Below are 25,012 nucleotides of genomic sequence, written 5' to 3'. Positions count from 1 at the left end.
CCTTCAAACGTCTATAAGCAGCTTGAGACCGCTGAGGACCGCCTTCGGAAACTGCTCGCAGCCCCTACTTCTCATGACGGGGAAGTCAAGAAGGCGTCGCTCAAAGTGGGAGGGCTCGAAGATGAGGCGAACACTATAGAAGCGGAACTGGCAATGCAGCACAAGCTTCTAGCTGATGCGCACAGTGCTTTTAAATCGAAATCATTGCGAGCGAAATTCGCAGCCCCGAAAGCAATAGCGAGCAAGTTGGACGAAATATCGACTCAACTGTCGACCATCATCTCAGAAGCCGACGGGGATGCCGGGGTGCAATATGTAAAGCAAAACCAAGATAGAATTTCTTCTCTTGACAAAATGCGCGACGAGTTGGCGTCCATCGTAAGTGGCTGGGTTCACCAGTGACTAAGGCGGGCTCAGTCGCACCGGAAAGTAACCCGCTTAGGCACTTCGTCAAACTAGCGCTCTCGGAAATCCGGCGGCCTCGACTGTCACTTTCGCATTCGGACAGACGCAGTGAGCTAAGGCGAGCTGGTTTGGCGCAACGCAGTTAGACTACGCCACTGCGGGCGCGAGCGGGGCTCTGCCTGGTGCGGGCGTGACTCTTTGCCGGAGCAGGGTGGGGGTCGAGCGAGCTCATCAGATAGGTAGGGCGGAAGCCAGTGCGGTGGGAGTGTGCGTCTCCAGCACCGCCTTTTGGTCTGCTTTGCCCGAGGGGCCTCTGTGCCAAACTGCTTCTGACACGCACCAACCACGCCCCACCCCCCTCGTCCGGCTGCCGCCGCCCCACATCTGTCGCATACTCCCTATATGCGATCCATCTGGAAGGGCGAGGTCTCGTTCGGTCTGGTCAACGTGCCGGTCAAGGTGTACGCGGCGACGGAGGACCACGATCTGCACGCGCGGCAGGTGGACAAGAAGGACGGCGTCCGGATCCGCTACAAGAAGGTGCGGGATGACAACGGCGAGGAGGTGGAGTTCTCCGACATCGCCAAGGCGTATGAGTCCGAAGAGGGCGAGATGGTCATCCTCACCAAGGAGGACCTCGCCAGCCTGCCGGTGGAGCAGAACCACGAGATCGAGGTGACGGAGTTCGTCCCGGCGGATCAGGTGGATCCGGTGGCGTTCGACAACGCGTACTTCCTGGAGCCGGCGTCGCGCTCGAACCGGGCGTACGTGTTGATGCGCGAGGCGCTGCAGCAGACGGACCGCCTCGCCATCTGCACGTTCACGCTGCGCAACCGCACCCGCCTCTGTGCCCTCAGGGTGTACAAGGACGTGCTCATGCTGCAGACGCTGCTGTGGCCTGACGAGATCCGCCCGGCGATCCTGGAGGGCTTGGATAAGGAGGCGAAGGTCCGGCCGCAGGAGGTCAAGATGGCGGCGTCACTCATCGAGACCATGGCGGCGGATTTCGAGCCGGAGAAGTACGAGGACGACTACCAGAATCAGCTCAAGGAGTTGATCGAGGCCAAGGCGGCCGGCGGTGAGGCGTTCACGGTGGAGGAGAAGGACACCTCGGGCGACGAGGACGGCGACGACGAGGTGGCCGATCTGCTCGCGGCGCTGCGGGCGAGTGTGAAGGACCGGGGCGGAAAGGCGGACGACCCAGACGACCAGGACGACCAGGACGACGACGAGGACGACGACGAGGACTCCGGCTCCGCCAAGAAGACCGCCAGCAAGAAGGGCGGGAGTAGCTCGGCAAAGAAGACGCCGGCCAAGAAGACTGCGGCGAAGAAGGCGCCCGCCAAAAAGGCCGCGGCAAAGAAGTCGACGGCCAAGAAGTCGACGTCCTCCAAGTCGGACTCCGGCAGCTCCGGCTCGGGCACCGCTAAGAAGTCGACAGCCTCGAAGTCCACGGCCAAGAAGGCGCCGGCGAAGAAGTCGACGGCCCGCAAGACGCCGGCCAAGAAATCTGCCTGATGGCAGGCCCGCAGTTTGCGGCCGAGGTCGCCGAGTACGTCGAGGGCCATCTCGACTGGCTCCGCGACCTCTATCGCCACTTCCACAGCCACCCGGAGCTGAGCATGGCCGAGCACGCGACGGCGGACCGGATCGAGCAGGAGCTCACCGCGCTGGGCCTGGAGCCAAAGCGGATCGGCGGGACCGGCGTCGTGGCGGTCATCAGCAACCCGGCCCACGCCGGGGCCGGGACCAGCGGCGAAGTCCCCACCGTCCTGGCCCGCGCCGACATCGACGCGCTTCCGCTCCAGGAGGACACCGACCTGGAGTACGCCTCCGAGACGCCGGGCGTTATGCACGCGTGTGGCCACGACGCACACGCGGCCGCGCTACTTGGCGCCACCCGCATCCTGGCCGAGAACCGAGACGCCTGGTCCGGCACCTACATCGCGGTGTTCCAGCCGGGGGAGGAGACGGCCGCCGGTGCCCGCGCGATGGTCGACGACGGCCTGCTCGAGCGGGTCCCGCAGCCGGACCTCGCGCTGAGCCAGCACGTCATGCCCACGGCGGCGGGCACGATCGGCACGGTGGCGGGCCCGGTGCTCTCGGCCGGCGACTCGCTCAAGATCACGATCCACGGCCGCGGCGCGCACGGGTCGATGCCGCATACGGCGGTGGACCCGGTGGTGTTGGCGTCGTCGATCGTCTTGCGCCTGCAGACGGTCGTCTCGCGCGAGGTGGAGCCGGGGGAGTTCGCGGTGCTGACGGTCGGCTCGCTCGCAGCGGGAGCCAAGGCCAACATCATCCCGGACTCGGCGGAGCTGCTGCTCAACATCCGCACCTACGATCCGGCGGTGCGCGAGCAGCTGATCTCCGCGATCGAGCGCATCGTCCGCGGAGAGTGCGCGGCCGCGGGCGCCCCGGCCGACCCGGAGTTCGACTACTACGACCAGTATCCGCTCACCCGTAACGATCCGGGCGTCACGAACACGGTCACCGCGGCGTTCGTCGAGCACTTTGGCCCGCGCGCGGTGTACGAGGCGAGCCGGGTCACGGCGTCGGAGGACTTCTCGCTCGTCCCGGACGCGTTCGGGGTGCCGTACACGTACTGGACCGTTGGCTCGGTCGATCCGGCCCGCTACCGGGACGCGGTCTCGCGCGGCGCGGTGAGTCAGGAGATCCCGGCGAACCACTCGCCGCACTTCGCGCCGGAGGAGGAGTCGACGCTGCTCACCGCTACGCGCGCCCAGGTGGTGGCGGCGCTGGCCTACCTGGGCGCCGAGCGCGGGTCCGTGTAGGAAACGACGACAACGACGACGACGAGAACTCCGGCTCCGCCAGTTAGGCCGCCAGCACGATGAGCGCGAGCAGCTCGGCAAGGAAGACACCGGCCGGAAGTGCCGCAGCGACAAAGGCGCCCGCCAAAATGGCCGTGGCAAGGGAGGGCGAAGAAGTTGGACTTGTGGGGACCACCGAGTGGTCACACCCGCTCAGGTTCTCGCAGGACGAGCGGTCCGAAAAGCTGCCTTCGCGACCACTCGGTGAGCTGCGCGGGTCCCGCGGCACCGGGAACGGGCCGCTCGCGCCCGCCGCTCAGGCGTGCGCGGCGACGACCTCGTCCATCGAGTCCCCGGTGTGTGCGGCCCACCGGCTGAAGACCGCCGCTGTCATGGCCGCGGCGGCGTAGAGCGCGGCTGCCGGCCCGTGTTCGCGGACCACGGTGCGGATGCCGGTGGCGGCGTCGCAGTCGAGCAGCACCGCCTCGCACAGATCGGCCATGCCCTCGGGAGCGTCAGCCACACGTGCCCGGTCCTTCACCGCGCCGATGACGTCCGCCGGTAGTTGCGGCGCCAGCGTCTGGGCGAGCTGGGCGAAGCGCGTCGCCACGGTCAGTGCGTCGGGGATCGGCGGGGGAGTGGTCTCGGCGGTCAGCTCCAGCTCCTCGAGGAGCGCGCCGGCGGCGGAGATGTCGTCGCGGGCGTGGGCATCCAGGACAGCGCGGACGCGGGCGACCGCGGCGGCGTGGCGCTGCTTGGCGCGCTCCATCCCGGCGTCGAGGTCGGCGACGGTCGCGGTCCACACATCGACGCCCTCGCGGGCCAGGAGAGGGGCGAGGAGCTCGAACTGGGCGCGCTGATCCGGGGATGCCATGCCCCCATTGTCTCCGGTCGCTCTGCCGAGGCGTGGCCGGCCGCCCCCGCCTGCCCGCTCGGCCGCCGGTGCATGCGACCGACCTCCGGCAGCCCCCGCATGCGTGCCCGCAGCTCGCGCCCGCCGGACCACCCGGCTAACCCTCCTCGCGCCGCCTCACATTGGCGAGAACCCGGGACACGCCGGCCAGGAAGTCCCGGCTGCGCCGCGCGGCCTGCTGCTCAAGGAGCAGCAGATCAAGCGCCCGGATCACCGCGGACAGATCGGCGCCGGCGCCCAACCGATCCAGAGCCACTGCCGCCGCGACCGCCTGCCCCTCATGGAACGCCAGATCCGGCAGCACCGCCTCGACGGCCCGGGACAGCTCGCCCGCGGGCCGATCGTCGAACGCCGCGCTCACGGAGACGCGGTACTGCTCGAACCGGTCCCGGGCGGCGTCGAGCTCCTGGCGTAGGTTCGCGGTCGCAGACATGGTCGTCAAGCCTACGACGACGACGAGGTCACCCCGCCTTCACGGTCCCGCGGTCACCGCGACTGCGCGAGCGGTCACGCCCCGAAAGCCGCGGGATAGCGGATGACGCCCTCCGGGACGGCAGGGGAGTCGTCGAGGGGCAGGGCCATCAACGCCTCGTCGGGGACGTCGAACGACGCGCGGATACCGAAGCCGGAGGCGCGGCGGAAGCCGAATCGCGGGTAGTAGCCGGCATGGCCCAGCACCACGACGAGCGACTCGCCGATCGCTCGTGCCGCGGTCAGGGCCGCGCGGATGGCGGCCGAGCCCGCGCCGGTGCGCTGGAACTCGGGCAGCACTGAGCACGGCGCCAGCGCGAGGGCGGGCTCGTTCCCGACGTGGCAGCGGGTGAGCAGCGCGTGGCCCACCGGATGCCCGCCGGCGGTCGCGGCGATCATCGACAGCCCGTCGATCCACGCGGCCGGGTCAGCACGGAGGGCGTCGACGAGGTCGGCCTCGGCGGCGGTGGGAAAGGCCCGCAGGATGATGTCGCGGATCGCGGGGATGTCCGCGTCGGTCTCTGCGCGGGTGGTCCAGGTGTTCATGCGGTTCCTATCCGGGACGTTCCCGGCGAGAAGAATTGGGCGAGGTCGCGAACGTTCCGCCCGGGCGATACCGCTGGTCGCTGTCCGCGTCTCGGATCGTCGGAACAGCGGACAATGAAACACTTAGCTGTGCTCCGTATAACTGACGCTTGTGAACTGGCGCGGCCGTTCCTATAGTGGGCCTCGTTGGCGAAACATGATCCCCCCTCATGTCGCCGACCCCGCCGCGTCGCGCGGCACACGCGGACCGTCCCCGGTCGCGAGCCGCGCCAGCTGCTGCTGGCCAGCGGGGCGATCGCGCCGAACGAGGCCACCCTGCCGGTCCCCTCACGCCGGGCCTGCCAGAAGTCGTACGAGAGCTGGCGCCTCCTCGTCCATTACGACCATCGCGCCGTCTGACTCGGTGTGCGGTCGCGCGCCGCCCGGGATGGGACCGTCCACGCCGTCGAACGGACAGTGGCGCCACGTGGTCGGCAGGCACGACACCAGGTGCCGCGGGGTGCCGGCGTCGGCCCAATCGCGCCGCCTCCGCCCGGTCCCGTCGAGGTCCGCGTGCCCGCGGGCTCCCAGTCGATTTGCGGGCCCCGGCAGAGCGGGATCGTCCACCTGGCCTTCAGTCACGCGCGCCCAATAGTGAGCACGGAGTGGGCGACCAAGCCGAGGGTGTGCGCCAAGGCGAGTCGGGGCTTTTGGTGTCCCCGGGTGACGTGGCGGCGCTAACCCGGGCGCTGGAGCGTCTGCTAGCGGATCCGGCGGAGGTACGGGGCCAGCACCGCCAGCGCGACGCGGACAAGCCCGGGCACCTCGCTGAGCGCGTGGCGAGTTCGCCGGTCCAGGTTTGGCCGCCTTTGGCGCGCGTACGGTCGAGTTCATGACGACCTTAGTGTTTCTCCCCGGCCTGCACGGCGATGCGCAGACGTGGTCCCCGGTCATTGACGCCCTGCCTGACGGGTCAAGTGCCACGGCGCTCGACTTGCCGGCCGTGGCAGACCTCGACGCGCTCGTCGACCAGGTGGCGGAGCAGGTCGCGGCCGGCAGCGTGGTGGTCGGGCATTCGCTCGGTGGGGTGGTGGCCATGCACCTGGCGGAGCGTTATCCGGCGCTGCTGGCCGGGCTCGTGCTGGTCACCGCGCCGGTGGGGGCCGAGGACCCGGAGTCCGCGACAGCGCGGGCCGAGCGGGCGGCGGGCCTGAGCCAGGCGGAGTACGAGGAGATCGCCCTCGACGGCATGGAAGCCGTCTACTACGGCGACCGCGGCCACGACCCTCAGGTCCGCGCCGAACGGCTGCGGGCCGCGCGGGTGTACGGGCCCGAGCGATTCGCCGCCCACTCGGTGGCGATCGGGTCGCGGCCCGACCGCTGGGACTTCCCCGCCAAGGCGTCGTGCCCGGTGCTGATCGTCGGCGCCTCGGACGACCAGGTGGTGCCCACCGACGAGCAGCGGGAATGGGCCGAGGCGAATTCGGCGCCGCATGTGACGTACGTCGAGATCCCTGAGACCGGACACATGCTGCCCGTGGAGGCGCCGGGCGAGCTGGCCAGCGCGCTCAGCGACTGGCTCAGCTCCCTCGAGGGCTGACCCCGCCAGACCCGCGGCCGTGTGGGGTTGCAGGTCGGCCGGGGGAGGTGGAGCTCGTCGTCGTCGCCCCTTCCCGATGCTCACCCATCAGACCGCCGCCGCTCGGATACCCCGGCGAGAAGCGATGTAATGAACGGGACGCGCGTAGGGCTCAGCGGTACAGGGGCGGGAGGTGCGGCAGGAGCTCCGGACACAGAGAGCGCACCGCCTCGGCATAGAGGCGCCTGTGGTGCTCCACCTGCTCCTCACTCGACAGGCCGTGCGCGTCCAGCCGCATCGCGACCCACGTCTTGCGGACCCCCATGTAGAAGCCGCCGAACCCGTCATAGTTCGGATCCCGGATGTCCTCGCACGCCCGCACGCCGTACGCATACGCCTCGTCGATCGTGAAGGTCCACGGCGTCAGGTCGGTCGCCGCCTTCATCGCCACGGCCTGACCGGACGGGGGAGTAGGGGACGGGGACGCCTGCGCGGCCTCGCCGCCCATCCGGGCCAGACCGGCGACGACGACCAGAAGGACGAGGACAGCGCACAGGGCGCCGACCTCGAGGCGCACGATCCTCTTCCGCGACGACGTGGACACCCGGGGGTCACTCCCGCCCGGACGGGCGTCGCGCCTCGCGGGGCCAGGGCTCGGCGTCGTCCGGGTGGATGCTGCGGGTCTCCGACCGGACGTAGGTGCGGGGCAGCAGATCGCGGACGTGGATCTTCGGCAGCGTCTTGGTCACCGCCAGCGTCACGTACATGACCGTGTTGATCGCGACGAACGCCGCGAGGACGGCGAACCAGTCCGAGGACAGCACCGACTCGGGCAGGAGGAGCCCCGCGAGGATCATCTCGTGCGGCGCCCCACCGCTGACGGGCGCGCTCACGCCTCGGCCATCCGGGTCGCGCCGTCGGCGTCCCGCACCACGTGGCCCCAACTGGCCTGGCGGGCGAGGAGGATGTCGACCACGCCCTTGAGGAACACGACGTTGAGGAACGTGGCGTAGACCAACTCCGGGATCAGCGTGAGGGCCACGACCTTGGCGCGCAGGTCGGACCGCCACACGCCGACGAGCCGCCGGCCGGCGTCCGCAGGGGTTGACCCCGCCGGACCCGCGGCCGTCTGAGGTCGCGGGTCGGCCGGGGGAGGTGGAGTTCGTCGTCGTCGCCCCTTCCTGATGCTCACCCGTTAGATCGCGGGTGCGATCGGTTCTTCGCGGGACGGAGTGGTGCTGGGAAGTGCGGTGCTCTGGGTGGCGGTCGTGTCGGTCCGCTCGGTGGGGCCGGTGGCGCGGTGCTGGGCGGGGTTGCTCATTGTGAGCGGTGCCTCGGTTCCGGTCTGGGAAAGCGCCGGCTCGAGGAAGTCGCGATCCCGCTGGCCGGTGGTGGCGGGGGAGTCGGCGCGGAAGTAGTCGTTGACGTCCGGGCGGTAGAGCAGCGCCAGGATCGCGATGGCCACGAGCGCCACCGCGAGGGAGGTGAGCGACATGAACGTGGGGTGTGCCGCGGCCAGGATGAGCTCGCCGCTGCCCAGCGCCGCCGCCTGAGGCGCCACCGCGCTCCACAGTCCGATGACCGTGCTGCCGGCCAGAAGTGCGGTGAAGATCGCCCGCCCGGCGCGCGAGCCGCTGAAGGCGTACACCGCGATCGTCGCCCACGCCGTGGCGACCACGAACGAGGTGTCGATGATCCAGCCGGCCGACGACGCCGCAAGGCCCGCCGCCTCGTCGACCGCCGGCCACGAGTCGGAGAGGAAGCGGTTGATCGCCGTGGCCTGCACGACGCCGCGGAGCACGAGCAGCGTCACCAACGCCGCCGACAGGCCAAGGACCAGCCACAACTGCCAGGGGCGGGAGGTGGGTGGTCGGGTGGGGACGGGATCGCGGTCGCCTGGCGCGGGCTCGCGGCGGATCGGGCCGCTGCGCGGCGTGGGACGGGTGGGGGAGACGGACGTCGGGCGGCTCATGGCGGACACCTCTCGGGACGGCGGCCGCACATCGAGGGGCGGGTCGCGCGGGGTAGGACGAGGTGATCGTCCGTCGAGGGGTGGGCGCGTCGATAGCGTGTGGCGCACCTGATTCTTAAGTCAGGAGCCGTCCGGGTCCAGCCATCCGGGGCAGTAGGCGCCGGTCATTGCTTCGACCTCGTCGCCGTATTCACCACGACTCGCGGCACAGGCCGGGCCACGTGTCGTACCCACCCGGTAGAAAGACCGTCGAGCAAAGGAGGGCACGTGCCTGAGGAGATCGAAGTCCGGGTGGTGACCGCGTGACCCTTCTCGACCAGCTGCCCACGCTTTCAAAGTGGGACCCCGGCGTGGCCGGTGAGAGCGGACTCGACCCGCTGGGACTGGCGCCGATCGCCGACCGGATCGCCGACCGCATGGCGCCCGGCTTCCGCGCCCGCATGAACCACCCGCACTTCCTCACGCTGTCGGCGATCTCGGCAGTCGTCTGCCAGCCCTTCAGCGAGGAGACCGGACCGGACGGCACCACCAAGCCCGACATCGCCGCCGAGTGGGTCCTCCTCATGCACATCGGATCCGGCGATCCCTCGGACCTCAACGGATTCCCCGGCCGGGACAAGACGCGCGCCGCGATCACCACCGGCACCCCCCTCTCGCCGGCCACCTACCTCCGTGGCCCGCGGGTGTTCGGATTCACCGGCGTGTACCGCCCGCTCGCGCAGGACCTGGGGATCGTCGATCCGGAAGGTTTGCCCCTCGCCGCCGCCGAACGGCTGGTGGAGGCCTGGGAACGCGACCAGGGACTCGACGGATTCCTCAGAGACGACCCCCAGACCGCCGGAGGGCGGGCGCGGCGAAGCCTGGACCGGCGCGTCCGGGCCAGTCTCAAGGCGGGGCACTGTGACAAGACCCGGGCCGTCACCGGGCTGAACCGGAAAGCCCTCGTGGCGAGCAACGCGGGGCCGCGCACCCGGCAGGTGCTGCGCGAACTCATCAGCGGCGGGGACCACGACCAGCGGCCCGAGCTCGTCGGCCTGATCTCCGCGGTGGTGGAGGACGGCTCGGGGACGGACTGGGCTGATCACCAGCTGGCCGCGGCGGCCCGATTCGGCGCGGAATCCGGGCTGCAGGCCACGCTCCGGGCCGCCGACCACTTCGAGTCCCTGGCGCGCCGGATCGACCACGCGTTCCGCACCCACCTGACCTCCTCCACGGCCGTCACCCACACGGGGCTCGAGTCGAGCACCGCGCTGCGGCAGGCGAGCGACGGGATCGCGGAGGCGTGCCACGCCGCCATGGCCGCCGTCGAACGGATCGACCGCGACGGACCCGAACTGGCCGAGCGGCTGGCCGAACTCACCGGCGAACTGGAGTCGGCGCGCGGACCGGTCGACCTGTTCGATCGGCTCATCGTCTCCCACCACCGGGTGCAGGCCGCCCGACGCAAGGCCCCGTGGTTCGAGCAACTCAAGGACGGATGGATGCCCCGCGGCCAGCACCGCGCCGACGCCGGCGATCCGGGCGACGGGCGCTGGCTCCACCCGTACCGGCTCACCACCATCCGCGACTTCCTGGAGCGCGTCCGATGAGCGCCACCACCACGCCCCTCCTCGACCACTGGGCGCCGCCCGCCGACGCCGGACGCCCGGTGGCGGTGCTGGCCACCACGTTCGCCCTCGACGAGGACTTTGTCGATCGCGACTGCCTCAGCCGATTCCTCTCAGTCAACGCGGTGGAGGAGTCCCTGCCGGGAGCCGAGGACGTCGGCGGCGGGCGGCCCACCTCGCGGTCCGTCGACGACGTGGTTGCCCGGCTGGAACTGGAGGAGAAACTCGCGGACGCGGCCGTCACGGTGATCGCCGACCGCAGCGCCGACGCGCACCGCTCCACCCTCCGGTGGGACCTGCTCCAGGTGGCCGTGCCGGGCGGCGCGCTCCTGCACTCCAAGGTGACCGTCCTGCTGTGGGAGCACTCCGCCCGGGTGATCATCGGCTCGGCCAACCTTACCCGCGCCGGATACCGCACCCAGGCCGAACTCGCGCTGGCCGCCGAGGTCCGCGCTGACACGCCTTGCCTGCTCCCGCGCGCAGACCTGCGCGAACTGGCCCGCGAGCTCGAGTCGTATCTCGGTCTGCTCCCCGGCAGGACCGAGGGGGTCGCCGCCGTCGACCGGGCCCGGCGCACGCTGGCGGCGTTCCGCGACCGGATCGACCTCGTGCCCGCCGAGAAGCGGGGCGGCGCGCTGCGGGTCCGCCTGGCGCCCACCTCGCCCGAGGTGCGTCCGCTGGATCGGTTCGCCGACGTGTGGGGCGGGGGCCGCAAAGCCACCGAGATCCGCCAGGTCTCCCCGTTCTACGACGCCGCCTCCGATGCGGCGGGCGAGGCGATCCGTGCGACTACCATCGCCCGCAACGGCGCCGGACGGCACCGCCACACCGTGCTCACCCTGCCCACCCTCCGCGGCACGCTGCCCGTCTCCGAACCGCTGCGCGCCCGTGCCCGGCAGGGGCTACTGGAGGTGCGGCTGCTCGACGACCCGACTCGTGAACAGCGCCAACTGCACGCCAAGTGCCTGACGATCATCGGACCCGACGGCACCGCCGTGCTCATGGGCAGCTCCAACCACACCCGCTACGGCCTGGGGCTCGACGGGCAGCGCCAGCACCGCGAACTCAACGTCTGGCTCCACGCCCGCGCCGGCTCACGAGAGGAACGCCGGCTCCAGGGCCTCACCCCCGTCGGCGAGCCGGTCCCCACCGACCTCGACTGGGTGGACGGGGACGACGAGGACGAGACCGACGCGCTCCAGCTCCCGGTCGCCTTCCACCTGATCATCGCCCGCCGCGCCACCGACCGGCGCTGGACCCTCACGTGCACCGTCGACCCAGAACGACTCGCCACACTGGGACCGTGGCGGGTGACCGACCCCACCGGGACGCTCCTCATGAGTGCGGAGCGGTGGCGCGCGGAGGGGTGCCCTGCGCAGTGGGTGAGTCAGGTGGGTGGCGACGACATCCCGACCTCCCTCGCCGTCACCACGGACGCCGGCACCGCGCGATGGTCGGTGCTCGTCGACGACCGCGGTGAACTGCCGCCCGGCCCGAGCGTGAAGGACCTGACCACGGCCCAGCTGCTCGCCGCGCTGGCCCGGGGCAGCACCCTGAGCGCGGCGGTGGCCGAGATCCTCGCCGGGCGGCTCGTCTCGCCGGGGGAGGAGTCCGACGACGACGTGCTCGCTCGCTACGACGACCCGGCCCTGCTGTTCCGCCGTGGACGCGCACTCGGCGCCGCACTCGACCAACTCGAGCAGCGGCTCGCCCGCAGACTCAACCAGGTCGACCCGGTGGGCCACCTGTCCAGCCGGCTGCGGACCCCGCTCGGTCCGCTCGGGCTGACCGAGCACGTCCGCGCCGACGTCGAGGACGGCCGCATGGACACCCCCGAGGCCGTGTTCACGCTCGCCGAGATCGCGCTGGCCATGGGGCGGGTGGACTGGGCGGCCCTGCTCGCGGCGCCGGTGCGGGGCGCCGGAGCCGACGAGCTGGCGGCCGCGTTCGACGGCCTCGAGCTGGCGATCGACGGGCTGGGAGAGCTGCCCGCGGACCTCGACGACTACGTGCGCGTCGCGGTGGGACGGAGCCGGGAATGTCTGGAGGCGCTATGTGGGAGCTGAGTCCGCGGGTGAAGGCCGAGGCCCCCGCCGAGTATGCGGCGGGCTGGGAGAAGCAGCGACGGGCCGCCGCGGAGATCCTCCGGCGATTCGGCCGCCAGCCCGGCGTGATCCTGGCCGACCAGGTGGGCATGGGAAAGACCTTCACCGCCCTGGCCGTCGCGGTCTCGGCGGTCCTCGCCGACCCCGGGCGGCCGGTGGTGATCTCGGTCCCCAAGGCCGTGGGGCACAAGTGGATCAACGACTGGAACCGCTTTGCCAAGACGTACCTCGACCCCGACACGGCCCGCGAGATCCGCGGCCCCCAGGAGCCGATCGCCCGTCCGGGCGCGTTCTTCTCCGCCCTCGCCGAACCCCCCGAGACGCGGCGCCACCTCCTGGTGGTCACTCACCAGGCGCTGTCCAACAACGCGATCGGGCAGTTCGCCGAGCTCGCCGCGGTCTGGGCGGCCACCGGCGGCGACGACTGCGGCGACGAGGGGTGGGCCTACCGCCGCCAGTTCGCCAAGTGGTCCGGGCGCCGCGAGTGGGCGGTCACCGGACGCGACGGCTTCTCGCCCGAGACGGTGAGCGAACTGCTGCAGACCCCGCCCGAGCAGTGGAGACGCCGCTGGCAGGAGCTGACCGGACGGCCCCTGCCCTGGGACCCCGTCCCCGCGGCGGTGATGCGGGCACTGCAGCGGCTCGACCCGGCGCCGGTGCTGGAGTTGCTCGACCGCAGCCCCAAGAGGCGGTCGGTGGACGAGGCCAGGGACGCCGAGCGGCTCGCCGAGACCGGCGGCGCCCTCAAGGATCTCAGCCGGAGGCGCTGGCAGGAGGCGATGGTCGGCGTCGACAGTGACCTGTCGCTGCTCATCCTCGACGAGGCCCACCACACCAAGAACAACGGCACCCAGCTGTCCAGGCTGTTCGCTCCGCCGAGGCCCGGGACCCCCGACGGGATCCTGTACCGGGCGGCCGACCGGATGCTGTTCCTCACCGCGACGCCGTTCGAGCTCGGTCACGACGAACTGCTGCGGATACTCGGGCGCTTCACCGCCGCGCGGGCGAAGGACCTGCCCGAGGCCTTCACGGACGAGACCCAGCACGACCTGCGGTCCGCACTCATCTCGGCCCGCCGCACCTCGAGGCAGCTGGAGCGCTCCTGGGGCCGCCTCACCGAGGACGACGTCCGCCACTTCGACACCTGGACCGTCGACGAGATCCCCGACGACCTGCCCGCCGACGTCCGCACCGCCTGGGGCGACGCACAGAGGGCGGTGGCCGCGAGAAAGCGCATGAACGAGCTGGTGCGCACCTGGGTCATCCGGCACGAGAGGCCCCGCAACCGCACGGCGATCGAGGGCGCGCGGGTCATCCCGGGCGTCGATGCGGCCACCGGGATCCCGATCGACGACGAGCTGGCCCTGCCGTTCCTCCTGGCCGCCCGCATCCATTCGCTCGCCTCGCGCGGCAGCGCCAACCCACCCAACTTTGCGTACGGCATCGCCTCGTCCTTCGAGGCCTACCTGCGGCTCAGCGCCGGGGACGGCTCCGGCGCGGACGAGCCGGTCGCGGACGACCCGGGCGCGGACGGCTCGGCCCTGGCGACGGCGTCCGAGCCCTCCGCCCTTGACGCGGAGATGCGCTGGTACGACGAGCGAGTCCGAGCGGCGATCGGCATCGGCTCCGGCGTTGGCGTCGGTGCCGGCGTGGGCGTCGCAGCCAGGCACCCCAAGGTCGAGGCCACCACCCGGCGTGTCATGGACCACTGGTTGAAGCGCGAGAAGATAGTCGTGTTCTGCTGGTTCCGGCGGACCACCCGCGCGGTCCACTCGTCGATCGAGGCCGCCCTCCGCGACGAAATCAGAGCCCGCGGAGCCCGCGCGTTCGGAGTGGACCCTGCCGACGGCGAGGAGATCGACAAGGAGTACCTGCGACTGGCGAACCGCCTGTTCCGGCGGGACACCAGCAGTCGAACGAACCTGGCCTACCGGAAGATCCACGACAAGCTAGAGGAGCATTTCCGGAGCAAGACCAGTCCTGAGGCGCACCCCGAGCTCGCGTCCTGGACGGCAGAAGCGGTCATCCGGAACTTTCGCACTCCTCAGCACCTCGCGCGGGTGGGCGGTCTCACCCGCGACCTCGACGCGGACGGCATCCTGGCCGACGTCTTCGCCCCCGGAGCGTCGAGGCGCTCCCTCGCCGACGCCTGGACCGACTTCATCGAGCGAGTCGATTCCCCCAGCGGGCACCCCGAACTGTTCCGCGACCTACTCGGGCGGGACCTGGAAGCGCCGGCGGAGCAGACGGAAGACGCCGACGAGCCGGACCGCAACGCCGAGAGCGGCCGCGGCTCCGAGCTGGGCGCGGTGGGCCTCGCGGACGGCAGCACCGACCCGGACATCAGGCGCAGACGTGCGAGCGTGTTCACCACCCCCTCCGCCCCGGAGGTCCTCGTCGCCGGTTCGGTCATGGGGGAGGGGATCGACCTGCACACCGAATGCGACGTGGTGATCCACCACGACCTGGACTGGAACCCGGGGATCATCGAGCAGCGGACCGGCCGGATCGAGCGGATCGGATCTCTGGCCGAACGCCGCGGCACCGGGATCACCGTCTACGTCCCCTACCTTGCGGGCACGCACGACGAGAAGCAGTTCCGCGTCGTCCGCGACCGGCAACAGTGGTTTGACCTCGTCATGGGATCACGACCGGAAGGCGGTCTCGAGGACTCTGACGAAGAAGCCCGGGTGCCCCTGGCTCAACCCATTGTGGAGGCCATGGCGATGAATCTGTCCGTCGGTTAGATCGCATCAATGCTCGGGCCCCGTGCGAGTGCTCAGGCAGGCACAGTCGAGTGCGGTAAGCCCTTCGGGCCGCGTGTCCCGGGGTTGAGGAGGGCTCGCACCGGTCGTAGCGTGATGCCATGGCTGGTATCAGCGCGCGGCGTGTGGTCGTCGCCCTCGACTGTCCCAACGCGCGCGAGCTCGCCGAGTTCTACGCGTCGATGCTCGGCTGGCGGATACACGACGGCGAGAATCCGGACTGGGTCGACGTCCTGCCGCCAGAAGGTGAGTCGGGCGCGCTCGCGCTCGCCTGCCAGACCGTCCCCGACTTCCGCGCGCCCACCTGGCCGGACGGTCCGGTCCCCACGCAGGTGCACCTCGACTTCCACGTGAACTCGATCGCGGACGCAGAGCCGACCGTCCTCGCCGCCGTCGCCCGACGGCACGATCACCAGCCCAGCCAAGACGGGCGATTCGTGGTGTACCTCGACCCCGTCGGGCACCCGTTCTGCCTCTGCGAGGAGTGAGACCGCGCGAAGTCCACCGCGCGACCAGGCGGCCCGTGCAGGCCGCCCGTCCGCTCGATCGCGGGGCTCCCCGCAGAGGGCCCTCCCAGCATGTCCCGCCTCCGCGCGTGATGCGGGGCGCGGGTGGGGATGACCTTGTCGTCGTCGTCCCGCGGTCTTCCCCCGTCACCCCACGGCGATCCCTCTCTTATCCGGCAACCCTCCGCCGCCGCGCGACGCTCCTTAAAACCCGTAGCGCTACGGGTACCCGGGGCCGATCGACGCCGAGACACTGGGGCGTGGAAGCACCAGCCATCAGGAGGGCACTATGACCGACAGGATTCGACGGGCACTGGCGGGAGGGCTACTGGCCGCGGCCACGGCCACCGGCATCGCTCTGGCGGGAGCGGGAACGGCCAACGCCTACAACTTGCCGCCCGAGCCCACCCATCAGGGGACCGAGGGCGAGTAGGCCTACTACCAGGGCGGCGGCGACCCCACCATCCACCGCTTCACCTGGACCGGCGGCGCGTGGCGCTACGACGGATGCGTCGGCGTCGGCTACTACGAACAAGTGCGGTAATCGCCACTCCCGCCGCCTGTCCTGGGGTTCACTGTCACCGAGGGGTCCGCCGCGTCGGGTCAGCGATGACGGAGAACCCCGGGGCAGGGGCAGGGGCAGGGGAGCGATGCAGGGCCGGACAACTGAACTCGAGTGGCTCACCGAGCAGCTGGAGGCGGGTGGCTCCGGCCCGCCGCGGCTGACGCTCGTCAAGGGCCCGCTCGGCTCCGGCAAAACGGCCCTGCTGTTCAGCGCGCTCGCCGAGCTCGACCGGCCGACGCTCTTCCTGCGCGGAGACCCCTACCCGGACACCGAGACCCCCCTCGCGGCCGCGCGACAACTGGTGGAGCGGCTGTTCGACCAAGACCTCGAGCGCGTCGTGGCCGACCATTCCCCGGCCGCCATCCACCGACAGTGCTGCCGGTTCCTCGAGGCGAGCCCCCGACTGCTCATCATCGACGACGCACAGTGGATCGACCCCGCCTCCCTGCGGCTCTTCGCCGCCGTCCTCCCGCACGCCGCCGACACCGTCCTGGCCTACCGGACCGGGATGACACCCACATCCCTCATCGACGCCGCGCGGCGGGTGGGCGCGACCATCGAGCACCTCACCGTGGGACCACTCGACGACGACGAGGTCGCCGCCCTCGCCGCCGACCTCGATCCCCGGCAACGCCGGACCGTCGTGGAATCCGCCGCCGGCAGTCCGCTGTTCGCCCGCACGCTGATCGGCGCCTTTCGGCGGAACCCGCACGCCACCACGCTCGAGCATGTGTTGCACGAGGGGGCCGGGGCGGGCGGTGACGCGTTGAGCTCGGTGGTCGGCGCGGACCTGGCCCGGCTCGACCCGGGCGCCCGGCGCACCCTCACCGCGATCGCCGTGCTGGGCAGCGCCGACCCCGCGCAGCTGGAGGCGGTGGCCGGCGTCGCTGACGTGGGCCGGCACCTGGGCGTGTTGCGCGACTGGGGTCTCATCTCGACGTGGGCGGCTGAGCCCCTCCACCCGCTCGTGCGGTTCACCGCCTACTCGCGCGCGTCCGCCGCCGAGCGCGCCGCGCTGCACCGCGCGGCCGCCGCTCTGCCCGGCCAGGACGCGTTCGCCCGGGCCGGCCACCTGGCCTCGCTCGGGCCCGCGGCCACCGCGGAGAAGATCAGCGTGATCCTCGACGCCGCCGAGCGCGCCGCCGACTCCGACCCGCAGGTGGTGGAGCGATGGCTCGCGGGGGTCGGGGGCGCGGCGGCGGTTTCCGGTGGCGCGGCGCCTGCGGCGGCCGGGCACCCCGGCTCGGGCTCCTCCGGTATGGCGCCTGCGGCGGCGGGGCACCTCGGTCGGCGGTGCGATCTGGTCCGCGCGCGGGCGCAGGTGATCATGGGCCAGCCGGACAGGGCGATCGAGGCGCTGCGGTGACTACACGATCGGGGCGAGCTCCTCGCGGACCCAGCTGCGCAGGCGGGTCGGTGTGGTGGTGACGATCGAGCGGGCCTGCTCGGGTACGAAGTCGTCGCGTAGGCCGGTCGACATGCCCAGGAGTGCGTCCGCCCAGGCCGGTGGCATGCCCGCGCCGAGGTACTGGTCGCGCATCTGCTCGTCGGTGATGCGCTCGGCGCGGACCTCGCGACCCAGCTCCTCCGTGAGGATTCTCGCGACCTGGGCCCACGACAGGTCCTCGGGGCCGTGGACGGCCTGCACGCGCCGCCCGCGCCAGTCGGTGTTGAGCAGGGTGAGCGTCGCGACCTCCGCGATGTCCCGCGGGGCGACCCAGCTCATTTGCGCGTCGAGGGGAAGCACGGTCTGGAGCCGGCCGGCCCGGAGTGATTCCACCTCGAACAGCAGGTTGGTGAAGAAGTAGCCGCAGCGCAGATGGGTGACGGCAGCGGTGGTCTGGTCGAGGGCGACTTCTGTTTCCGCGAGGCCGTCGATCTCGCCCGCGCCGTGGCGCTTCTCCGCCCCGACGCTGCTCTGGAAGACGACCCGGCCGATCCCGTTCGCCTCGATCGCGGCGACGATGGACTCGGTCGCGCGGCGGTAGTCGTCCAGCGGATCGGGGGATTCGGCGGGCGGGTCGACCCAGTAGACGGCGTCGGCGTCGGCCGTGGCGGCGATGACCTGGTCGGGGTCGCGGGAGTCGGCCTGCCTCGGTTCGGCGTGCTCGGCGAGCTCGGCGGGGATCTGGTCCGGGTGGCGGGTGAGCAGGACCGGCCTGGCCCCGGCGCGGATGAGCATGCGCGTGAGGTGGCGGCCCACGTTGCCCTGCGGGGTCGTGATGGCGATCTTCATGGGGTCCCTTCTGCCGGGCGCGTTCTTTTGCGCGGGTTGGCGCGTGCAGGTTGCTGCGTGCGGTTTCCACGCTAGGGGTGGTTGCGGTCTGGTTTGGTCCGGATTGCGGGCAGTTGTGGGCTTGCATCGCCGTCGAGGAGGTACCTGGAACCGCGGTCTCCGAGAAGTCCCGCCCACGGCCATCTACGGGTAAACTTCCATAGCACTGGAAGAAGGACGGAATGATGGCAGCAACGCTCGAAGGCGCGGAGGACACCGCCCGGTCAGCGGCCGAGACGCTTGCGGCCACGATCGAGGCAGGGGTCTCGGAGGATCGGCGTCAGACCGACGAGTTCATCACCGAGCTCACCGATTTCGCGTTGGAACTGCTCCACTCGTGGCCGTCTACAGCGCCGAGAGTTCACATCGACGGTCTGTTGTCCCTACTCATCCGTGCGCGGACTGCACATGAACAAGACGACGCCGACGACCTGCTCGTCGCCCTCGTCGGGATGCGGACTGTCCTGTCGCGGATACAGCGTCAGAAGCGCCTCGCCCGGATCGAAGATCCGCAAGAAGCGCTCGCGCTCCTCGACACCTCTCTGGATGGGTGGAGTGCTGACGACATCGCGCGGGTTGTAGGAGCACAGTCGCGGGTCCTGGCCAACTGGCGGGCCGGAGCGGTGCCGCGTAGAGCCGCGCTCGAGCGGTTGCAGATGGTGGCCGAGCTCGTGGTGGAGTTGCGGACGGCCATGACGGCTCGCGGGGTCCGAATGTGGTTCGACAACCCGGTGCCGCAGCTCGACGGACGGTCACCGCTCGAGGTGCTCGAGGAGGGCGACCTCCGGGCGCAGGCAGAGCTTCTGGAATTCGCGCGCGGTGGCCTCCGTTAGGAAGGCGCCCCCGCGGATACACGTGGAACGGGCCGCGTTTCGCCAGGTGGGGCACGCGCAGCCACCGCTCTGGCACGACGCCGGCCTCGGCGGCGTGCCCGTGCAGTCGAGCGGTCGCTGGCATCGGAGAGGCGAGGGCTACGCCCAGTACCTGGCGTTGTCGCCCGCGGGGGCGTGGGCGGAGCTGGTCCGCTACTTCGCCCTGCGGACTCCAGAGGCGGTAGTCGAGCAGCGACGATCGCTGTGGCAGGCGTACGTGGTTCTGGACGACGTCGCCGACCTGTCGACGTTCGACGACTGGACGGCGTGCGGTCTGGACCCCGAGGTGGCGGTAGCCGATGACCACGCCGAGTGTCAGAAATTGGCGGCATGGCTGCAGGGTGAGCGCTACCGTGGGGTGCTCGCGCCGTCAGCGGCACTACCCGGCAGCGTCAATCTCACCGTGTTCGGGGGCCGCTATGAGCAGCTGGCCGCTGATGACCCGAGCGCCGTGCGAGGACGTGATCCTGACCGATGGCTGCGCGTGGCGCTGGCGGCGGAGGGGGCCCACCCTCCGAAAGAGCTGGTGACACGGACCCGGTACCGAGGCCAACCGCATGGCGGATACGAAGACTGGGCAGCTGGCACGGGGTAACTGTGCGGGGACGGGTGTGACCACTCGCGGGCCGGAGGGGGGCGCAGCGGCGGCGTCGTCGCAGCAGGACCCGCTCCAGCCGGCGGGAGCGGGCCCGACCGGGCAGTGGAGGCGCTCGTCGTCGTCATCCCTTTCGCGCCGGCAGGTGCTGAACCTCGACGGACAGCGAGCGCCACGAGATTCCCGGGATCGAGTGCAGGGGAGCGAACGGGTCGGCAGCGTGCTGCCAGGCGACCGCCAGGCTGTCCGCGATGAGGTCGGCGTCGGCGGGGTGGGCGCGCGTGGCGAGGCGCCGCAGGAGTTGGACGTCGGTGAGCTTGACCGTGACCGTCCAGGTGAGCGTGCCGCGGTCGGACGCCTCGGGGACCACAGTGCTGGTGCCGTCGAGCACCCGGAACGCGCCCTCTTCGAGGAGTTCCTCCAGGCCGCGCGTCGGCCAGATCAGCCACGGCAGCTGTTCCAGCGGCGGCAGGGCGGGATCGGGGCCCGCCTCCTCGCTCGCAGGATCCTCGATCACCTCGCCGGAGAACGCGTCAACCACCACGGTGTCCTCCTGGTACCGCGTCAGTTCGGCTGTCACCGCCGCCGGGTCGTCAACGGACACCGCCGCGGTGACAGTGCAGGACCACGTCTCGCGGTTCCTCCCGCGACGGGGACGCGCAGGCGAGGACTGCGGCGCGGGCTCGGGTTCGGGTTCGGGTAGGTCGAAGAGGCCGGGTTCGACGTTGTCCATGGCGGGTGAGCCTACTTCTCCGGCCCGGGATGCCCCGGTACGGCGCTCGAGTCTCGTATCGTCGATGAGGTGACGCCCTCGACAGATCGCCCGTACGGGCCAGGCGACCTCTCCGCAGATGAACTGAAACAGGCCGTTCTCGACGCGCTGGCGAGCGCGGGGGTCCCGCAGACCGAGCTGATGGCCTCGCTGGCGGCTGGGGCGGACTACCAGTCGCCGTGGGAACGCCCGGCCGTCAACCGCCGGCACCCGAGGCGCGAGACACCGGTGACGTACCGCGTCAAGGTGGAGCTGCTGGACTCATCCCCGCCGATCTGGCGACGTCTGGACCTGCGCAGCGACCTCATGCTGCCGCGCCTGCACCTGATCCTGCAGGAGGCCATGGGCTGGACGAACAGCCACCTGCACGAGTTCATCCATTCGGCATCGCGCCAGGACCGCGACGCTGAGCACTTCGGCTCCATGGACTACCCCGACGCCGGGGAGATGGGTGAACTCGACGAGGCCGACGTGCGGCTCGACGAGCTGGCCCACAGCGTGGGCGACAAGTTCCTGTACTGGTACGACTTCGGTGACAGTTGGTGGCACCGCGTCACCGTGGAGAAGGTCCTGGAACATGACGACGACGAGGTCCCGGATGCAACGGTGGTGGCCGGTCGCCGGGCATGCCCGCCGGAGGACTGCGGGGGGATCTGGTCCTACAACGAGTGGATAGCCGGGGACGCCGACCCGGACGGCTGGGACCCGCACACCCTCGAGTTCTGGGCGGGGTGGGACGCGGAAGCGTTCGACCTCGACGATGCCCAACAGCGAGTGGCCCGGGTCGCGGAGATGCCCGCCACCCTCCGGGAAATCCAGCTGGAGGAGGCCGAGAAGCTGCAGATCCTGCTCGAGCGGATCGGGGACGGCGTCAGACTCACCGCGGCCGGGTACCTGCCGCCGGCGGTGGTCGAGCAACTGATGGTCGACACCGGGTGGGACCGCCAGTGGATCGGGAAGAACAACCGCGAGGACCTCACGTTCCCGATCTGGCAGCTGCGGGACTGGGCCCGGGCGCTGGGGCTGGTGCGCAAGTACAAGGGCGAGCTACGGCCGACCCGCCGGGGCGCGGCGCTGATGAACGACCGCGAGGTTCTCGCCGACCTCATCGCCCGCAGCATCCCGCACGACCGGCTCTACGGCACACCGCTCGACTGGTTCTGAGGTACTGGAGGGTGACCCGCCCGTATGGGGGGCGTGGCCAGCTGCCGTTCGGTGCAGTCGGCAACGGCGTATAAAGTGGAGTCTAGTCCGCTTTGGAGATCGCCGCGTACGCAACGAAGCGCGCGGCCGCGGCCACCGGTCGCTCCCGCCAACAATGAAGACCTCACCCACCCGGGACGTCACCATGACCACTGCACGCGAGAACCCCGACAACGCTGAGCCCGCCGAAAGCGCTGAGCCCCCCGAAAGCGCTGAGTCCCCCGAAAACGCTGAGCCACCTGAAGTCCCGGAACCAGCGGTGCGCGCTCGCGGCCTCGGGCTGGTGGGCGACCACGGCCGGGTCTTCGGCCCCCTGGATCTGGATATCGACCGCGGCGGAATCACCGTCCTGCGCGGCCACCCCGGCAACGGCCGCACATGCCTCCTGCTCACCCTGGCCGGTCGAATGGCACCCACCGAGGGGCGGCTCGAGGTGCTCGGTCACACGGGCAGTCGCGAGATCTTCACCCGGTCGGCGATCGCCGGATTCTCGGGCATCGACGAGCTGGACCCGGCGGTCACGGTCCGCACGGTCGTGGCGGAGCAGCGCGCGTGGATGAGCCCGTGGTGGCGCCCGCGTGGCCGCACCGGCCCAGCCCAACTCGAAGAGCTCCTCGGCCCGGTGTACGGGGACCTCCGCCTGCCCGGGCTGCGCACCTACATCGGAGACCTCACCGAACTGGATCGCCTGCTGCTGCGCATAGCGCTGGCCCGCTACGAGGGCACGCCGATACTCGTAGTGGACGACATCGAACAGGTCCGCGTTCCCGCGGAACGCGCACGAGCGCTGCAGCGCCTGGCCGAGATCGCCGACGCCGACCAGAGCACCGTCATCCTGTCTTCCGTGGACTCCCTGCCCGCGGGCTCGCCCGAGCACCACATGGTCACCGTCCCCGCCACCAAGGAAGGCCTCGCATGATCTCCGGACTGTCCATCGGCAGTGAGCTCAAACGCTTCGGCCGCGGACGGCTACCGCGAGTGGCGATAGTCGTGCTGGTGCTCATGCCCCTGCTCTACAGCGCCCTGTACCTCGCCGCCTTCTGGGACCCGTTCGGCCGGACCTCCCAGTTGCCGGTCGCGTTGGTCAACGACGACACCGGGACGCAGGTCGACGGCGAACCACTACGCGCCGGCGACCAGGTGGTGGACGAACTCCTGCAGAACGACCAGCTCGACTGGCGACTGGTCGACGCCGCCGAGGCCGAAGCCGGACTGTCCGATCACCACTACAACTTCGTGGTTCGCCTGACCCCGGAGTTCAGCGAATCCGTCGCCTCACCCACCGGGGACGACCCGCGGCAGGCCGCGATCACCGTCACCTACGACCAATCCGGCAACTACCTGTCCAGCCTCATCGGACGCAGCGCCACAGCCGAACTGCACAACGCGGTGGGCTCGGCCATCTCAGCGCAGGCCGTCGACAAAGTCCTCGTGGGTGTGCAGGATGCCGGCGCCGGGCTGCGCGAGGCCGCCGACGGTGCCGCGCAGCTCGACGACGGCGCGGGCACACTCGACGACGGCATCACCGAGCTGAGCGAAAAGTCCGCCGAACTGGACGCCGGCGCCCGCACCCTCGACCAGGGCGCCGCCACGCTCGCGGACGGCAACCACCAGCTGGCCACCAAGATCCACGAGGCCCGCTCCGGAGTCGACCAGCTGGCCGGCGGGATCGGCACTGCCGCCGACGGCGCGACGCAGCTCAACGAGGGCGTCCAGCGCCTCGACGGCGGAGTGCAGCGGCTCGGGAACGGGGCCGCGCAGGTCAGCGGCGGAGTCGACCAGCTCGCCGGTGTCCTGGATCAGCTCTCGCAGGCACAGAACGCCGCGATCGCCCCGCTGCGGCAGGCCGCCGCGCAGATGAGGCAGGTCGAGGCCACCACCGGCCTGGCCACCGCTCCGGGGTCCGCGGGATCGGGGAGCTCCGCCGGATCGGCCGGGGTACCGGTCTCCGTGCAGTTGGAGACCCTGGCCGACCAACTCGAATCGCAGGGCCTCGGCGCCGGCTCGTCGCAACTGTCGGACCTGCACCGGCTGCGCGACGGCGCCCGCGAGTTGTCGTCGGCACTCAACGACCCCTCCGGCGAGTTCCTCACCGGGATCAACGCCCTGGGCGCCGGCGCGGCGCAACTCGACAACGGACTGCAACGACTCGACACGGGCGCCACCACCCTCGTCGACGGCGTGCGCCAGCTCGACGAGGGCGCCGCACGCTTGGACGAGGGCGCGGCCACCCTGGCCGCGGGCACCGGCGACCTCACCGACGGCACCGGCCGCCTCGTCGACGGCACCAGCCGGCTCGCCGACGGCTCACACACCCTCAAAGACGGCACCGGCCGGTTGTCGAGCGAACTGGCCGCCGGCGCCGACCGGGTCCCGCAGTGGAGTGACCAGCACCGCGAGGACATGGCGCGCACGATCGGAGACCCGATCACACTCACGTCGATATATGACAACCCGGCGGAGACGTTCGGCTACGGGTTCGCCCCGTTCTTCGTGCCGCTGGCACTGTTCGTGGGCGGGATCATGATCTGGCTGCTGCTCACGCCACTCCAGCCGCGCGCCGTGGCCACACGGTTGCACCCGCTGCGGGTCGTGATGGCCTCGCTGCAGCCGGCGCTGCTGTTGGCGCTCGGGCAGGCGGTGGTGATTCTGCTGGTGCTGCGCTTCGGTCTGGGCATGACGCCGGTTCACCCGATGGGCGCACTGGCCATCATGGCGCTGTCGGCGGTGGCGTTCATCTCACTCATCCAGATGCTCAACGTGGTGTTCGGCCCGTCGGTCGGCAGAGTGCTGTCCATGGCACTGCTGATGCTGCAGCTGACCTCGGCGGACGGCATCTATCCGACCGCGGTCGAGCCCGCGTTCTTCCGCTGGATCCACCCGTTCAACCCCATGACCTACACCGTGCAGGGGCTACGGCAGACCATCATGGGCGGCAGCCCCTCGCAGATGTGGATTCCGGTGTTGGTTCTGACGTTGGTGACGGTGGGTGCGATCGGCATCAGTACATGGGCGGCGCATCGCAATCGTGTGTGGACGCTGGAGCGGTTGCACCCGCCGGTGGCCATGTAGCGCGGAGTTACTCCTCCGTCGTGATGAACTGGGCGA

General features: G+C 70.8%; 25 protein-coding genes. 16 read left to right on the top strand and 9 right to left on the bottom strand.

The genetic code is table 11. The annotated features are described in order from the left end of the window. The 3 genes from DCI01S_RS17570 to DCI01S_RS10580 all read left to right on the top strand — a co-directional run. Window positions 1-402: hypothetical protein (locus tag DCI01S_RS17570; RefSeq protein ID WP_167349556.1), on the top strand; the 402-nt coding region annotated here is incomplete at its 5' end. 405 nt (window positions 403-807) lie between these two features. After that, entirely contained in the window at window positions 808-1,923 is a 1,116-nt protein-coding gene (gene ku / locus DCI01S_RS10585; RefSeq protein ID WP_061229183.1) for a non-homologous end joining protein Ku, read from the top strand. Then, entirely contained in the window at window positions 1,923-3,200 is a 1,278-nt protein-coding gene (locus DCI01S_RS10580) for an amidohydrolase (protein ID WP_061229182.1), read from the top strand. Before ku ends, DCI01S_RS10580 begins: the two co-directional genes overlap by 1 nt. Window positions 3,201-3,495: 295 nt before the next feature. Here the strand turns inward: DCI01S_RS10580 and DCI01S_RS10575 are convergent, their stop codons facing one another. The 3 genes from DCI01S_RS10575 to DCI01S_RS10565 form a co-directional block, all read right to left on the bottom strand. Next, the gene (locus DCI01S_RS10575) at window positions 3,496-4,053 is read right to left on the bottom strand and encodes a hypothetical protein (protein ID WP_061229181.1); all 558 of its coding nucleotides are present in this window, start codon (window positions 4,051-4,053) and stop codon (window positions 3,496-3,498) included. Window positions 4,054-4,189: 136 nt separating this feature from the next. Further along, the gene (locus tag DCI01S_RS10570) at window positions 4,190-4,525 is read right to left on the bottom strand and encodes a hypothetical protein (RefSeq protein ID WP_061229180.1); all 336 of its coding nucleotides are present in this window, start codon (window positions 4,523-4,525) and stop codon (window positions 4,190-4,192) included. 74 nt (window positions 4,526-4,599) lie between these two features. After that, entirely contained in the window at window positions 4,600-5,109 is a 510-nt protein-coding gene (locus DCI01S_RS10565) for a GNAT family N-acetyltransferase (protein WP_061229179.1), read from the bottom strand. 186 nt (window positions 5,110-5,295) lie between these two features. On the opposite strand from DCI01S_RS10565, the gene DCI01S_RS17230 reads away from it, so the two are divergent. After that, on the top strand, window positions 5,296-5,508 hold the full coding sequence (locus DCI01S_RS17230; RefSeq protein ID WP_129591157.1) for a hypothetical protein: 213 nt from the start codon (window positions 5,296-5,298) through the stop codon (window positions 5,506-5,508). Between the two features lie 472 nt (window positions 5,509-5,980). Next, on the top strand, window positions 5,981-6,688 hold the full coding sequence (locus DCI01S_RS10560) for an alpha/beta fold hydrolase (RefSeq protein WP_061229178.1): 708 nt from the start codon (window positions 5,981-5,983) through the stop codon (window positions 6,686-6,688). Window positions 6,689-6,839: 151 nt separating this feature from the next. Here the strand turns inward: DCI01S_RS10560 and DCI01S_RS10555 are convergent, their stop codons facing one another. From DCI01S_RS10555 to DCI01S_RS10540, 4 genes are all read right to left on the bottom strand, one after another. Next, a complete protein-coding gene (locus tag DCI01S_RS10555) occupies window positions 6,840-7,271 on the bottom strand; it encodes a hypothetical protein (protein ID WP_061229177.1) in 432 nt (143 codons plus the stop codon). A gap of 7 nt (window positions 7,272-7,278) precedes the next feature. Next, on the bottom strand, window positions 7,279-7,560 hold the full coding sequence (locus DCI01S_RS10550; protein WP_243699735.1) for a hypothetical protein: 282 nt from the start codon (window positions 7,558-7,560) through the stop codon (window positions 7,279-7,281). After that, window positions 7,557-7,739: a hypothetical protein gene (locus DCI01S_RS10545; protein ID WP_061229176.1), complete on the bottom strand. Its 183-nt coding sequence runs from the start codon at window positions 7,737-7,739 to the stop codon at window positions 7,557-7,559. The genes DCI01S_RS10550 and DCI01S_RS10545 overlap by 4 nt, the downstream gene beginning before the upstream one ends. A 123-nt stretch (window positions 7,740-7,862) precedes the next feature. After that, window positions 7,863-8,639 carry a hypothetical protein gene (locus DCI01S_RS10540; protein ID WP_061229175.1) on the bottom strand — a complete coding sequence of 259 codons (777 nt, stop codon included), beginning with the start codon at window positions 8,637-8,639 and terminating at the stop codon, window positions 7,863-7,865. A gap of 302 nt (window positions 8,640-8,941) precedes the next feature. On the opposite strand from DCI01S_RS10540, the gene DCI01S_RS10535 reads away from it, so the two are divergent. From DCI01S_RS10535 to DCI01S_RS10515, 6 genes are all read left to right on the top strand, one after another. Next, a complete protein-coding gene (locus DCI01S_RS10535; protein WP_061229174.1) occupies window positions 8,942-10,228 on the top strand; it encodes a hypothetical protein in 1,287 nt (428 codons plus the stop codon). Beyond that, window positions 10,225-12,312 carry a phospholipase D-like domain-containing protein gene (locus tag DCI01S_RS10530; RefSeq protein ID WP_061229173.1) on the top strand — a complete coding sequence of 696 codons (2,088 nt, stop codon included), beginning with the start codon at window positions 10,225-10,227 and terminating at the stop codon, window positions 12,310-12,312. Before DCI01S_RS10535 ends, DCI01S_RS10530 begins: the two co-directional genes overlap by 4 nt. Then, window positions 12,300-15,098 carry a helicase-related protein gene (locus DCI01S_RS10525; RefSeq protein ID WP_061229172.1) on the top strand — a complete coding sequence of 933 codons (2,799 nt, stop codon included), beginning with the start codon at window positions 12,300-12,302 and terminating at the stop codon, window positions 15,096-15,098. The genes DCI01S_RS10530 and DCI01S_RS10525 overlap by 13 nt, the downstream gene beginning before the upstream one ends. Window positions 15,099-15,217: 119 nt before the next feature. Further along, window positions 15,218-15,604: a VOC family protein gene (locus DCI01S_RS10520; protein WP_061229171.1), complete on the top strand. Its 387-nt coding sequence runs from the start codon at window positions 15,218-15,220 to the stop codon at window positions 15,602-15,604. Window positions 15,605-15,911: 307 nt separating this feature from the next. After that, the gene (locus DCI01S_RS17225; RefSeq protein WP_156482577.1) at window positions 15,912-16,055 is read left to right on the top strand and encodes a hypothetical protein; all 144 of its coding nucleotides are present in this window, start codon (window positions 15,912-15,914) and stop codon (window positions 16,053-16,055) included. A 217-nt stretch (window positions 16,056-16,272) separates the two neighbouring features. Next, complete coding sequence (locus DCI01S_RS10515) at window positions 16,273-17,553, top strand: AAA family ATPase (RefSeq protein WP_061229170.1); 1,281 nt, start codon at window positions 16,273-16,275, stop codon at window positions 17,551-17,553. Here DCI01S_RS10515 and DCI01S_RS10510 read toward each other — a convergent pair whose 3' ends face one another. Next, window positions 17,554-18,423 carry an NAD(P)H-binding protein gene (locus DCI01S_RS10510; RefSeq protein ID WP_061229169.1) on the bottom strand — a complete coding sequence of 290 codons (870 nt, stop codon included), beginning with the start codon at window positions 18,421-18,423 and terminating at the stop codon, window positions 17,554-17,556. It abuts the gene before it with no gap. A gap of 224 nt (window positions 18,424-18,647) precedes the next feature. On the opposite strand from DCI01S_RS10510, the gene DCI01S_RS10505 reads away from it, so the two are divergent. Beyond that, on the top strand, window positions 18,648-19,295 hold the full coding sequence (locus DCI01S_RS10505) for an antitoxin Xre/MbcA/ParS toxin-binding domain-containing protein (RefSeq protein ID WP_131886032.1): 648 nt from the start codon (window positions 18,648-18,650) through the stop codon (window positions 19,293-19,295). Continuing rightward, window positions 19,282-19,929: an RES family NAD+ phosphorylase gene (locus DCI01S_RS10500; protein WP_061229167.1), complete on the top strand. Its 648-nt coding sequence runs from the start codon at window positions 19,282-19,284 to the stop codon at window positions 19,927-19,929. Before DCI01S_RS10505 ends, DCI01S_RS10500 begins: the two co-directional genes overlap by 14 nt. 124 nt (window positions 19,930-20,053) lie before the next feature. Here DCI01S_RS10500 and DCI01S_RS10495 read toward each other — a convergent pair whose 3' ends face one another. Further along, the gene (locus DCI01S_RS10495) at window positions 20,054-20,662 is read right to left on the bottom strand and encodes a hypothetical protein (RefSeq protein ID WP_061229166.1); all 609 of its coding nucleotides are present in this window, start codon (window positions 20,660-20,662) and stop codon (window positions 20,054-20,056) included. A 69-nt stretch (window positions 20,663-20,731) separates the two neighbouring features. Here DCI01S_RS10495 and DCI01S_RS10490 point away from each other — a divergent pair, with 69 nt between their 5' ends. The 3 genes from DCI01S_RS10490 to DCI01S_RS10480 all read left to right on the top strand — a co-directional run bounded on the left by DCI01S_RS10490 (window position 20,732) and on the right by DCI01S_RS10480 (window position 24,976). After that, window positions 20,732-21,865: a plasmid pRiA4b ORF-3 family protein gene (locus DCI01S_RS10490; protein ID WP_244881700.1), complete on the top strand. Its 1,134-nt coding sequence runs from the start codon at window positions 20,732-20,734 to the stop codon at window positions 21,863-21,865. Between the two features lie 298 nt (window positions 21,866-22,163). Beyond that, on the top strand, window positions 22,164-22,823 hold the full coding sequence (locus DCI01S_RS10485; protein WP_061229165.1) for an ATP-binding cassette domain-containing protein: 660 nt from the start codon (window positions 22,164-22,166) through the stop codon (window positions 22,821-22,823). Further along, window positions 22,820-24,976, top strand: coding sequence for a YhgE/Pip domain-containing protein (locus tag DCI01S_RS10480; protein WP_061229164.1), 2,157 nt, complete (start codon window positions 22,820-22,822; stop codon window positions 24,974-24,976). Before DCI01S_RS10485 ends, DCI01S_RS10480 begins: the two co-directional genes overlap by 4 nt. Window positions 24,977-25,012: the final 36 nt, after the last annotated feature.

This window comes from Dietzia cinnamea NBRC 102147 (assembly GCF_001571065.1).
Classification (GTDB): domain Bacteria; phylum Actinomycetota; class Actinomycetes; order Mycobacteriales; family Mycobacteriaceae; genus Dietzia; species Dietzia cinnamea.
Note: the sequence above shows the minus strand (reverse complement) of the source record. Positions and strands in the feature narration are given on the sequence as shown.